General features: G+C 60.9%; 7 protein-coding genes and 1 rRNA gene. 1 reads left to right on the forward strand and 7 read right to left on the reverse strand.

Going from position 1 to position 13,256, the window contains the following annotated elements; genetic code table 11:
• Window positions 1-296: ribosomal RNA gene (locus tag G6K99_RS17765) — 16S ribosomal RNA — on the reverse strand; the annotation flags it as partial.
• Between the two features lie 744 nt (window positions 297-1,040).
• On the opposite strand from G6K99_RS17765, the gene G6K99_RS17770 reads away from it, so the two are divergent.
• Window positions 1,041-2,975, forward strand: a complete 1,935-nt coding sequence (locus G6K99_RS17770; RefSeq protein ID WP_174197351.1) for a M23 family metallopeptidase — start codon at window positions 1,041-1,043, stop codon at window positions 2,973-2,975.
• Window positions 2,976-3,043: 68 nt separating this feature from the next.
• Here G6K99_RS17770 and clpB read toward each other — a convergent pair whose 3' ends face one another.
• From clpB to G6K99_RS17800, 6 genes are all read right to left on the reverse strand, one after another.
• Window positions 3,044-5,644 carry an ATP-dependent chaperone ClpB gene (clpB, locus tag G6K99_RS17775; RefSeq protein WP_174197352.1) on the reverse strand — a complete coding sequence of 867 codons (2,601 nt, stop codon included), beginning with the start codon at window positions 5,642-5,644 and terminating at the stop codon, window positions 3,044-3,046.
• A 394-nt stretch (window positions 5,645-6,038) separates the two neighbouring features.
• Window positions 6,039-7,043, reverse strand: coding sequence for a DUF4167 domain-containing protein (locus G6K99_RS17780; protein WP_174197353.1), 1,005 nt, complete (start codon window positions 7,041-7,043; stop codon window positions 6,039-6,041).
• Window positions 7,044-7,357: 314 nt separating this feature from the next.
• Window positions 7,358-8,272 (reverse strand): peptide chain release factor N(5)-glutamine methyltransferase, encoded by a 915-nt coding sequence (prmC, locus tag G6K99_RS17785; protein ID WP_174197354.1) that lies wholly within the window; start codon window positions 8,270-8,272, stop codon window positions 7,358-7,360.
• Complete coding sequence (gene prfA / locus G6K99_RS17790; protein WP_174197355.1) at window positions 8,269-9,351, reverse strand: peptide chain release factor 1; 1,083 nt, start codon at window positions 9,349-9,351, stop codon at window positions 8,269-8,271. The genes prmC and prfA overlap by 4 nt, the downstream gene beginning before the upstream one ends.
• Before the next feature lie 32 nt (window positions 9,352-9,383).
• A complete protein-coding gene (gene ptsP / locus G6K99_RS17795; protein WP_174197870.1) occupies window positions 9,384-11,651 on the reverse strand; it encodes a phosphoenolpyruvate--protein phosphotransferase in 2,268 nt (755 codons plus the stop codon).
• 81 nt (window positions 11,652-11,732) lie between these two features.
• Window positions 11,733-13,007, reverse strand: coding sequence for an aspartate kinase (locus tag G6K99_RS17800; RefSeq protein ID WP_062454275.1), 1,275 nt, complete (start codon window positions 13,005-13,007; stop codon window positions 11,733-11,735).
• Window positions 13,008-13,256 lie beyond the last annotated feature (249 nt).

Below are 13,256 nucleotides of genomic sequence, written 5' to 3' on the forward strand. Positions count from 1 at the left end.
GTGTCTCAGTCCCAATGTGGCTGATCATCCTCTCAGACCAGCTATGGATCGTCGCCTTGGTAGGCCTTTACCCCACCAACTAGCTAATCCAACGCGGGCCGATCCTTTACCGATAAATCTTTCCCCCGAAGGGCACATACGGTATTAGCTCCAGTTTCCCGGAGTTGTTCCGTAGTAAAGGGTACGTTCCCACGTGTTACTCACCCGTCTGCCACTCTCCTTGCGGAGCGTTCGACTTGCATGTGTTAAGCCTGCCGCCAGCGTTCGTTCTGAGCCAGGATCAAACTCTCAAGTTGAGAATTCAATCATGACTAATCACTTTATGTTCTGAATTGACGAGAACTCATCCGATACCTAACCGCATCACTGCGACCAGATATCTGGTGTTCTCATATCAAAACGTGACCGTCATTTGTCTTCTAACAGATGGGCCTAAACCCATCCTGCGAGACCGCCGACCACGTTTCTCTTTCTTCTCATATTCAATTGTCAAAGAACCGACATTCCCACCCCAAAAGGCTAAAACGTCACAAAACCCAAGAGCCAAACCGTAACCCGGCCCCAATCAGCATCTGCCAATCTTTTTAGGTTTTCACCGAAACGAAGAAGTCCGTCGCTAGCAGCGCCGCCGCCCTCGTTCAGTGAGCGGGTTATAGATCCGAGGCCCCGAGCAAGTCAACAGGGGGCGTCGCAAAAACTTCAAGAAAACGGTAAGGTGCTGATATAGCGTGATAAAATCAGGATTTTCTGGAAAGAGGCCCCGGAACGGGGTATTTGGCGCCAGGTTTATGTGTGCAATCGGCCCTGTCTTTGGCCTTGCCTTGAAACCGCCCCGACATCTTCACAATCGCATGGGAAGAGCTCTGCATATGAAGAGTGATTTCGCCCCTATAGAGTACACGCGTATGCGGCGGGTTCCCTGAGGTGCCAAGTTTGACTCATGTCGCTGAAACGGGCACATGGTTGGCCCAAGGTACTGCAGGCAGCATTCCCTTGCTGTCTATGGAAGAACACGCATCACGGGACTGGCAAAGACTGGTATGATGACGGCCCGCAGCATGATACGCACGCTCGGCAACGAACCGCCGATCCTCGCCGATGGCCGTCGCGCGCCGGATCGGCGCGAAATTTCCATGCGCTGGCTTTCGGGAACGTTCCTGACCGGCATTACATCGTCTCTCCTGATGGGCGTCGCGCTGTTTGCAGCGCTTGACGGGCGCCAGCAGCTTGCCACGCCTGCCGAAGCCTCTGCCGCGGTCCCTTCAGATCATGACGACGACATCACGTCGCGCGGCAAGCGTCTGCTCGGCGGCAATATCGTTGCCATGCCGACCGACCGGCGGATCATGGAAGTGTCGACGGTCGTTCACGAGGGCAATAAGGAAGTCGTGCGCCGCCGGCCCTTCGCGCATGTGAAGATGAACCTTGCGGTCAACAACGTCTCGCCGGAAGCCTATCCGAAATTCGATCCGCTCAGCATCTTCTCTTCCAGCGAAGCGCCGCCGCCCAATAGCCGCACCGGCGTGATCTACGGTTCCAACGTGGAATCCGATGTCAGCCTGCAGACGGTGCCCTTCCCGGTCAAGGGCGGCACCTATGCCTATGCGGCGCCGATGACGCTCGAGGAAGTGGAAGAAAACGTCCGATCCAACGGCTCCGTGCTAACGTCAGGCAATACCCAGCTCTCGGCACTCTATTATGTCGACCCGCAGCGCTTCTCCTCCGAAGATGAGGATGTCGACCTGACATCGGGTCTGGCGGCCCGCATTGTCGAGCAGAACATGTCGGTCTCGACGCCCGAACCGTTTACGGCGCGCAGCCGCGAATATGCAGATGATATCATCCCGGTCCGTCAGCCGACCACGATCGCCCAGGCGATGACGTCGGTCGGCTACCCCGAGACCAAGGCCCGGGAAATCGCCGGCTATCTCAAGTCGCGGATCGGCAGCGAAGATGTGGCAGCCGGCGACGTGATCCGCATCGGCGTGATCCAGGAGGGCCAGATGGTCCTCGTCGTGCGCGCCAGCATCTATCGCCGCGGCAATCACCAGATCACGGTTGCCGCCGACGACAAGGGCCATTTCATCGACGGCAAGGAACCGCAGATGCTGGATGCGGTCGCATCCGCGTTCAGCGAGCAACCCGCCATCGTCGCCGGGCGCGAGTTGCCCGATGTCTATGACGGCATCTATCGCGCCGCCCTTTCCTACGGCATGAACAGCGATATGACATCGCTGCTCGTCAAGCTTCTGGCCAGCAATGTGGATCTCCAGGCACAGCTGCGCCCCTCCGACATGATCGAGGCCTTCTTCTCCGTCGCGGACGAAAAGGGCCAGGCCAGCCGCGATTCGGAACTCCTCTATGTGAACGCCCGGTTCGGCGACACGACCACCCGCTTTTACCGGTTCCAGGACCAGGACGACGGTTCGGTCGATTACTTCGATCAGGACGGCCGCAGTGTCCGGCAGTTCCTGCTGCGCAATCCGGTTCCGAACGGACGGTTCACATCAGGCTTCGGCATGCGCAACCATCCGATCCTTGGCCGTGCCTTGATGCATACCGGTTCCGACTGGGCGGCCCCGCGCGGCACGCCGATCATCGCCACCGGCAACGGCACCGTCGAAAAGGCGGGCTGGGACAGCGGCGGTTACGGCAACCAGACGCTTGTGCGCCATGCCAATGGTTACGTCTCGTCCTACAACCACCAGAGCGCGATCGCCAAGGGCGTGCGCGAAGGCGCCAAGGTGACCCAGGGTCAGGTGATTGGCTATGTCGGCTCGACCGGCCAGTCGACCGGCGCCCATCTCCATTACGAACTCGTGGTCAACGGCACCAAGGTCGATCCGATGAAGGTGCGCCTGCCCGGCGGCAAGTCGCTCGACGGCAAGGCGCTGGCGCGGTTCGAGGAAGAGCGCACCCGCATCGATGCGCTGCTGAAGAGCACATCGAAGCCGGCCGAAGTCGCCAGCCGCTAATCTTGCCCCGATACGAAAAAGGCCGCCCCGTTTCCGGTGCGGCCTCATTTTTCGATCGCGGTTTGCGTTTATGCCGCTTCGCTCATGCTGCCCTTGATGCGAAACAGCAAGCGGTCTGAGCCTGATGTCACGTTGATCGTTGATCCGTCCGGGATCTGTCCGGCGACGATCTGCTCGGCGAGTGGATCCTGCACGAACTTCTGGATCACCCGCTTTAGCGGCCGGGCGCCATAGACCGGGTCGTAGCCCTTGTTCGCCAGCCATTCGCGGGCATCGCCATCCAGGTCCAGTTCGACCTTGCGATCGGCCAGAAGCTTCAGCAGGCGCTGCAGCTGGATATCGACGATCGCGCCCATCTCGTTGCGCTTCAGCCTGTGGAACAGAATGATCTCGTCGACGCGGTTGAGGAACTCCGGCCGGAACGAGGCTTTCACCACGCCCATCACCTGCTCGCGCACGCTTTCCGAATCCTCGTCCTCGCGAAGACCGGTCAGATATTCGGCTCCGAGATTGGAGGTCATGATGATCATCGTGTTCTTGAAGTCGACCGTGCGGCCCTGCCCGTCCGTCAGGCGCCCGTCGTCGAGAACCTGCAGGAGAACGTTGAACACATCGGGATGTGCCTTCTCGATCTCGTCGAACAGAACGATCTGGTAGGGCTTGCGCCTGATGGCTTCGGTCAGCGCACCGCCTTCGTCATAACCGACATAGCCCGGAGGCGCGCCGATCAGCCGCGAGACGGAATGCTTCTCCATGTATTCCGACATGTCCAAGCGCACCATCGCGGTTTCGTCGTCGAACATGAAGCGTGCGAGCGACTTGGTAAGCTCGGTCTTGCCGACCCCGGTTGGGCCGAGGAAGATGAACGAGCCGATCGGCCGGTTCGGATCCTGCAATCCGGCACGGGAACGGCGCACGGCGCGCGACACGGCCTGCACCGCATCGCCCTGGCCGACGACTGATTTCGCCAACTCGTCTTCCATCCGCAGCAGCTTGTCGCGCTCGCCTTCCAGCATCTTGTCGACGGGAATACCGGTCCAGCGGGACACCACATGCGCGATCGCATCCGGATTGACCACTTCCTGCACCATCGCGTTGCTGGAACTGTCCTGTGCTTCCGCCTGTGCGAGCTCCTTTTCGAGATCGGGAATGACGCCGTAGGTCAGCTCGCCGGCACGCTGGTACTCACCCTTGCGCTGGGCAGTGGCCAGTTCGTTGCGTGCTTCGTCGAGCTTGCCCTTGAGATCGGCGGCAAGTCCGAGCTTCTGCTTCTCAGCCTGCCAGCGCGCGGTCAGCGCATCCGCCTGCTCTTCAAGCGACGTCACTTCGGTCTCGAGACGGACCAGCCGGTCGGCCGAGGCTGTGTCGGTTTCCTTCTTCAGCGCCTCACGCTCGATCTTCAGCTGCATGATGCGGCGATCGAGTTCGTCCAGCTCTTCGGGCTTGGAATCCACCTGCATGCGCAACCGCGATGCAGCTTCGTCCATCAGGTCGATCGCCTTGTCCGGCAGGAACCGGTCGGCAATGTAACGGCTGGACAAGGTCGCAGCCGCAACCAGCGCCGAATCCGAGATGCGGACCTTGTGGTGCTGCTCGTATTTTTCCTTCAGCCCGCGCAGGATCGAGATCGTATCCTCGACCGACGGTTCCTCAACCATGACCGGCTGGAAACGACGAGCAAGAGCCGGATCCTTTTCCACATGCTTGCGGTATTCATCGAGCGTGGTCGCGCCGACGCAATGCAGCTCGCCGCGGGCGAGAGCGGGCTTCAGAAGGTTGGACGCGTCCATCGCGCCATCCGCCTTGCCGGCTCCGACAAGCGTGTGCATCTCGTCGATGAACAGGATGATCTCGCCGTTTTCCGACTGCACCTCGTTCAGCACGCTCTTCAGCCGCTCTTCGAACTCGCCGCGATATTTGGCACCCGCAATCAGCGCGCCCATGTCGAGCGCCATCAGCTTCTTGTCTTTGAGGCTTTCCGGCACGTCGCCATTGACGATACGGAGCGCCAGTCCTTCGGCGATCGCCGTCTTGCCGACGCCGGGTTCACCGATCAGGACGGGATTGTTCTTGGTGCGGCGCGACAGAACCTGGATCGTGCGGCGAATTTCGTCGTCACGGCCGATCACCGGATCTAGCCGGCCATCGCGCGCTTCGGTCGTCAGGTCGCGGGCATATTTCTTCAGCGCCTCAAAGCCCTGTTCGGCGGTGGCGCTATCGGCGGTGCGGCCCTTGCGCAGGTCGTTGATGACCTGGTTGAGACCCTGCGCCGTCAGCCCCGCCTTCTTCAGGCTGGCCGATGTCGAGGCCGAGCTTTCGATCAAAAGCGCCAGCAGCAGTCGTTCGACCGTGACAAAGCTGTCGCCGGCCTTCTTGGCGGCTTCTTCCGCTGTCGAAAACACTTTTGCCAGCGGCTGCGAAAGATAGATCTCGCCATTGCCGCCCGATACCTTCGGAAGCTTGGAAAGTGCAGCGTCGTTTGCGATGCGCGCATCCTTGGCGCTGCCGCCAGCGCGTTCGATCAATGCGGAAGCCATGCCCTGGTCGTCGTCGAGCAGAACCTTGAGCAGGTGCTCTGGCGTAAACTGCTGATGACCAGCGGACAGGGCCTGGGTCTGGGCAGACTGAAGGAAGCCCCGTACCCGCTCGGAATATTTTTCGATGTTCATAAGATAAACCTCCTGAATCGCCCCGCCCTCCATGGAGGCACGGACCGATGATTGAGATGGGGCTCCCTTTAAAGGCGAACCCGGCCGGCCAACCGGCCTTGGTGAAGATATGGGAGCGCGATTTTGTGATTTAAAGACGCGGAGAAGAGGATTTAGGCGATATTGGCGCGGCGTCGATCGAGCCGGGATCGCGCGTTGTCGTCGAGCCGACAACTCGCCGCCGCACCCGGGTAAGACCGGCGAGGTAACAGGTGCAAAACGTGCAAGGGACAGGATCCAAGACGAGCCAGGTGCAGCATGGCGATCTCCCGCACGAGCATTCGGCTACCCCTCAAAGAAAAACTCCGGCCTTTCGACCGGAGTTTTCATATCAATCGTACAGTGTCAGACCGGCTTATTCGCCAGCTTCTGCCAGGGCCGGCTTGTCGTCACCGTCGCCGGCATCGCCGCCGTCTGCCGCATCGGCATCCTTGCGGGTCTGGCGACGTGGACGGTTACCTGCCGTGCGGCGACGGCGTGGCGTGGCTTCCGTCTGCGACTCCTCTTCGACCGAAACCTCGACCGGAGTGCCCTCGATATCAGGCTGCGGTCCGGATCCATCGACCACAGGCGCAACGGCTACCGGAGCTTCGGTGACCTGAGGCGCGCGCTGTCTGGTCCGTGTCGGAGCGACCGGCTGTTCGGCAGCAGGTGCAGCAGGCTGCTCCATCGGCTGCTCGCTGCCCTGTTCAGGTGCGCGCTCTGCACGGTCCTGACGCTCTGGGCGGTCGGGACGTTCCGGGCGACGCTCGCGGCGCTCGTTTCGGTCACGCCGGTTTTCGCGCGGCTGCTGGTCCTGGCCGGACTGGCTGCCCTGGTTGTGCCCAGAGTTTTGACCCGGGTTCTGTCCAGAGTTTTGACCGGAATTCTGGCCTGAGTGCTGTCCAGAGTTCTGGTTGGAATTGTGCTCGCGGCGCGGCTGCTCGTCCATCATCGGCTGCTGTCCGTAGCCGAGATCGTCGCCGTCACCCTGATCCATATCGTCTTGATCGATCGAGTTGCCGTCGCGGTCCTGGTATTCGCCACGCTCCTGATGCTGGAAACGGTCCTGCATCTGGGCCTGCGCTGCAGCAATGATGCGGTAATAGTGTTCCGCGTGCTGGAGGTAGTTTTCGGCCATGACACGGTCGCCTGCGCTATGCGCATCACGAGCAAGGGTCGAATACTTTTCGGCGATATGCTGAGCGGTGCCGCGAATTTTTACATCCGGGCCGGAGCTGTCATAGGACCGGCTGAGCGGGTTGCCGCCCTTGCGATTGAAATTGTTGTTTCCACCGCCGCTGCCGCCGCCGCCATTGCTGCTGCCGCCATTGTTGCTGCCACGCCCCCGACCGCGCTTGTTTTGCTGTCCTGGCCTCATATATCGTTCACCAACTCTCTGTCTTCGCTGATAAAAGGCCACGCGGCCCGCCGGTCATCGCCGGAACAGGACTTCGCGTGCCATGCGCAGGTCGACCAAGGCGGCCTGCCGCTTTCAAAGTCAAATTACCTGATCACGCACTGGATCTGCTCAACCTGCTCGGTCTTCGAAAAGAGCCGGTTCTACGGTTGACCTTTTAGCGAGAACGAATCGTTGTTCACTCCCAGCCGCCCCGATGCGTGATTTACGCTAACTCGCTTCCTGAAGGATTCCAAGCCCTTTCTTTTGCTTTGCAACATCGAAAGCCTGGATAATCAAGGGCCACCTCTCGTAAAGACAAGCACGCGATCGTTGTTACCATAATCACGTCTTGCTTGCGTCAAGATGAAGCCTGCGTCCTCGAAGATACGCGTCACGGTGTCTCGCTGATCGAACCCGATCTCGACGCCGATCGACCCTTCGTCCTTGGGAAACGAGCCGTCTTCCTGTGGACCACGCAGTTCGAGAAAGTGCTCGGCCTGCGATGCGATTGCCCGGTAGGCATCCAGGCCGTCGGGTCCGCCGTCCAACGCTGCCGGCGGATCGAAATCGCGAACTTCCGGCTCTAGTTCAGGAATGACATCGCTTCTGATATAGGGCGGGTTTGACACGATTATGTCGAAACGCCCGTCAATTGCGTCAAACCAATGACTTCTGACGCCCTGAAACCGCTCGGCAAGATCAAGACGTTGCGCATTACGCGTCGCCGTCGAAAGCGCATCCTCGGAAATATCGGAGCCGACGCCCGTCGCTTGCGGAACCTCGCTCAACAGCGCCAGAATGATGGCGCCGGTCCCGGTGCCAAGATCGAGCACGCGGGCATGGCCCTTATCCGCAACGATCCGTCTGAGCACGGGCAGCATGCATTCGACCAGGAGTTCGGTATCCGGCCGCGGCTCCAGCGTCTCTTTCGAGAGCAACAGATCCAGCCCGTGAAACGCCCGCATGCCTAGAATACGGTGAACCGGCTCGTGACCCAGGCGCCTGGCCACGGCATCCGCAATCCGGGCCATGTCGAGGGCATCGACCACACGGTCGCCATCAACGAACACCTCGGTCGAGGAAAGTCCCAGCAAGCCGCCGATCAGAAGCCTTGCCTCGATGGCCGCATCGGCTATGCCTGCTGCGGCAAGCTGCGCCCTTGCATCCGCCACCACCGCCTTCAGCACAGACGCCGGGTGCTGGCTCATCCGTGCTGCTCGCCAAGCTGCGCCAGCTGTCCGGCCTGATAGTCCGAGATCAGCGCATCGACGACTTCGTCGATCTCGCCGATCATCATCCGGTCGAGCTTGTAGAGCGTCAGGTTGATACGGTGGTCGGTCACGCGCCCTTGCGGGAAATTGTAGGTGCGAATGCGCTCCGAACGGTCGCCCGAACCGACCTGGCTCTTGCGGTCCGCAGAGCGTTCGCTGTCGGCTTTCTGCCGCTCCATGTCGTAGAGCCTCGAGCGCAGGACCTGCATGGCTTTTGCACGGTTCTGGTGCTGCGATTTCTCCGAACTGGTGACAACCAGCCCCGTCGGCAGGTGGATGATGCGAACGGCAGAGTCGGTGGTGTTGACGTGCTGGCCGCCGGCGCCTGATGCCCGCATCGTATCGATGCGGATGTCGTCCGCCTTGATCTCGATATCGATCTCTTCCGCTTCGGGCAAAACTGCGACCGTCGCGGCCGACGTATGGATGCGCCCCTGCGTTTCCGTATCGGGCACGCGCTGCACCCGGTGCACGCCGCTTTCGAATTTCAGCTTGGAAAACACGCCGCGGCCGGTCACGGTGGCGATGACTTCGCGGAAACCGCCCGCTTCGCCGTCGCTGGCAGACAGCACTTCCACCTTCCAGCCATGGGCACTCGCGTAACGCTCGTACATGCGAAACAGGTCGCCGGCAAACAGCGCCGCCTCGTTGCCGCCGGTGCCGGCGCGGATTTCCAGGATGGCGCTGCGCTCGTCGGCCGCATCCTTGGGAAGGAGAAGGATCTGCATGTCCTTTTCCAGCTGCTCGATGCGTTCTTCCGCATCCGGCAGCTCCATCTCGGCCAGCTCGCGCATCTCGCGGTCGGTCGCCTTGTCGACAAGCATCGCACGCAGGTCTGCGACTTCAGCCAGCGTCTTTTCGTATTCACGGATCTTGGTGACCACCGGCTGCAGTTCGGAATATTCCGATGCCAGCTTCACATAGACATCGGCAGCCGGACCTTCCGACATGCGCGCCTCGATCTCGCCGAACCGGCGTTCCAGTTCGCGCATCTTTTCGACAGGAAGCTTCGCCACCCAATCACTCCACTCTTGTTCTTTGTGTTTTTCTATACGGGAATGTTGTTGGTTTCCGCAAACCGCAACAGCAAATTGCGGATCGGCTCGTCCGAGCGCACGTCGTCCAGCGCGGCGTTCAGCTCCTCGGCCAACTGCCCTGCATCGAGACCAAGCAGCATCGCCTTGACCGGCCCGATCGAGGTTGCCGCCATCGAGACCGAGCGGAAACCGACGCCGATCAGCGCCATGGCCGAAAGCGGCTTGCCGGCCATCTCGCCGCACAAGGTCACCGGCGTCCGGTTCTTTTCGCCGGCGCGGGCGATATCACGAAGAATGCGCAGGAACGGCTTGCCGAGAATATCGAATCGGTCGGAAACGCGGGCATTGCCCCGGTCAGCGGCCATGGCGAACTGGAACAGGTCGTTTGAGCCGACCGATACGAAATCCACTTCCGCCATCAGTTCATCCAGCTGCCACATCAGCGACGGCACTTCCAGCATCGCGCCGAACTGCAGCTTGCGCGGCAGGCTGTGGCCGAATTTGGAAAGATGCTGGACTTCCTTCTGGAACAGCTCGCGCACCGCGCGGATTTCTGAAACCTCGGTGATCATCGGCAGCATCATGCGCAGCTCGGCACCCGCCGATGCCCGCAGCAGCGCGCGCATCTGGGTGCGCAGCAGGCCCGGCCGATCGAGAGACAGGCGGATCGCCCGCCATCCCAGCGCCGGGTTTTCCTCTTCCTGGCTGCGGAGGTACGAGACCACCTTGTCGCCACCGATATCGAGCGTGCGGAACGTCACCGGAAGGCCCGCCGCCTGACGGATCACGGCGCGATAAAACGCCTCCTGTTCCTCAAGCTTCGGCATAGTCGAGGCAATCATGAACTGCAGCTCAGTGCGGAACAGGCCGATACCCTGCGCACCGGATTCAGCAAGCTGCGGCAGATCCACCAAAAGGCCGGCATTCATATTGAGGCTGATCGCCTTGCCATCCTTGGTCACCGGCTCGACCGAGCGCAGTGCCTTGAACTGTTCCTGGCGCCGGGCCCGCAGCTTGACCTTTTCCTCATAGGCCTTCTGCAGATCCGCCATCGGGCGCACATGCACCTGGCCGTCGTCACCGTCGATGATGATGGGATCGCCGTTTTCGGCAAGCGCAACCAGGCCCGTCGCCTGGCCGACAACCGGAATACCCATGGCACGGGCCACGATCACCACATGGCTGGTGACCGCACCTTCTTCCAGCACCAGGCCGCGCAGGTTCTCGCGCGGATAATCGAGCAGTTCAGCAGCGCCCATGGCGCGCGCAAGAATGATCGCATCGAGCGGGAAGTTCTCGTCCGTTGCTCGGCCGGAATAGCCGGTCAGCTGGCGCAGCAACCGGTTGGCCAGATCGTCGAAATCATGCATCCGCTCGCGCAGATAAGGGTCGGTCAGGCGCATCATCCGCGCCTTGGTGTCGCTCTGCACCTTTTCGACCGCAGCTTCCGCCGTCAGTCCGTTATGGATCGCCTCTTCCATGCGGCGCACCCATCCCTGGTCATGCGCAAACATGCGGTAGGTCTCGAGAACCTCGCGGTGCTCGCCCTCCTGCGCCACGTCGCGGCGCTGCAGCATGTCGTCGATCGAGATCCGGAGCGATCCGAGCGCTTCGGCCAGACGGAGGATTTCCTTGTCCGAATCCTCGTTGAGAAGATTGGTAACGACGATGCGCGGCTCGTGCAGCACGACATGGCCGAGCCCGATGCCCTCGTTATAGCCGTTGGCCGCGATCGTGACGGCACGGGTGAGGTCCAGCTCCAGCCCCGGTGCCGTGATCTTTTTCAGGTCGCCGGTCGCGATCATCTCGGCGATCACCATCGCCGTCGTCTCGAGCGCCTCGACCTCGTCTTCGCGGTAGTTGCGGCTGGCCTTGTTCTGCACAACGAGAACGCCGAGCGTGCGGCCGGCGCGCAGGATCGGCACGCCAAGGAAGGAATGGTAGATCTCTTCGCCGGTTTCGGGCAGGTAGCGGAACGCCGGATGCGCCTGCGCATCGGAAAGATTGAGCGGCTGTGCCGATGCGGCAATCGTGCCGACCAAGCCCTGCCCCATCTTCAGCTGCGATGTGTGGACGGCCTCCTTGTTGAGGCCTTCGGTGGCGTAAAGCTCGAGAACGCCGTCGGAGCGCAACACATAGACGGAGCAAACCTCCGCCACCATGTTGCTGGCGATCTGGCGCACGATCCGGTCAAGCCGCTCCTGCGGCTCAAGTGGCTCGGCCATCAACTCGCGGAGCCGCTTCAGAAGAACGCGCGGCCCGGCCGACATGTCTCTCATCGGCATCATTGCTCCCGAATGCATCTTTAATCCGGAAGTGGCCGCGCGAGTTTCACACCCACGCGGCAAACCGGTTGACGATCAAGTCTTATCGAGACCGTAGGCGGAATGCAAAGACCGAACTGCAAGTTCCGAGTAGTCACCGGCGATCAGGATCGAAATCTTGATTTCCGAGGTGGTGATGGCCTTGATGTTGATCGACTTTTCGGCAAGTGCCTTGAAAGCGGTCGCGGCGACGCCAGCATGGCTGCGCATACCGATGCCGATCACCGACACCTTGGCGAGACCCGATTCGCTCTGAACGACGTCGAAGCCGATCTTCTCTTTGTTGTCTTCAAGAACGCTGATGGCCTTGGCCACGTCCCCATAAGGCACGGTGAAGGTCATGTCGGTCTTTGATCCGTCCTCGGAAATGTTCTGGACGATCATGTCGACATTGATGTGATTTTCAGCCAGCGGGCCGAAGATGGCGGCAGAAACGCCTGGCCGGTCGGAGAGACGACGCAGGGAGATCTGCGCTTCATCCTTGGCGTAGGCGATGCCGGTGACGACTTCCTGTTCCACGATCTCTTCCTCGTCGCAAATCAAAGTACCGGGCGGGTTGATGAGGTCGCCCATGCCCGGTGCATCGGGATCCTCGAAACTGGAGCGCACGAAGGTGCGAACCTTGTGAACCATGGCAAGTTCTACTGAGCGCACCTGCAACACTTTGGCGCCGAGCGATGCCATTTCGAGCATTTCCTCGAACGAAATCTTCTTCAGGCGCCGCGCCTTGGGCACGATGCGCGGGTCCGTCGTATAGACGCCATCGACATCCGTATAGATGTCGCAGCGATCGGCCTTGAGAGCGGCAGCAATCGCCACCGCCGATGTGTCGGAACCGCCGCGACCCAGCGTCGCGATCCGGTTGTCCGGGCCGATGCCCTGGAAGCCGGCAACGACGGCCACCTGGCCCTCGCCCATCCGCTTGATGATGTCGGAACCGTCGATTTCCTGAATGCGTGCCGCGCCATGCGCATTGTCGGTGCGGATCGGCAACTGCCAGCCCTGCCAGGAGCGAGCGTTTATTCCCATCGACTGCAGCGCGATCGCCAGCAGACCTGATGTCACCTGCTCGCCGGAGGCGACGACGGCATCGTATTCGCGCGCATCGTAAAAGGGAGAGTCAGCGCCATTGACCTTCGGCGTGTCCTGTACCCAGCCCACCAGCTCGTTGGTCTTGCCCGACATGGCGGAAACGACGACGGCCACTTCATGGCCCGCGTCGACCTCGCGTTTCACATGGCGTGCCACATTGTGGATACGGTCAAGATTGGCGACGGACGTGCCGCCGAACTTCATCACGATGCGAGCCATTCGACAAAAACCACTGTTTCGTCCCGGCACGAACCGCTGGAACGTCTGCTTCCCGTTTCTCTGCTATCCGGGCCTCAAGGCCTGGAGTCACAAAGTTGCGGGGGTCTCATATCGAAAAGGGGCTGGCGGTGCAATGGCCGGAACAGGCCAGAACGGTACGCCCGGCAAAAACCGGAGGCAGTATTTCGCGATTATCCGCGGAAAATCGCCGAACATGAAAAGGGCCGCTTTCGCGGCCCCCGACTATCA

Source organism: Neorhizobium sp. AL 9.2.2 (assembly GCF_013317225.1).
Classification (GTDB): Bacteria; Pseudomonadota; Alphaproteobacteria; order Rhizobiales; family Rhizobiaceae; genus Neorhizobium; species Neorhizobium soli.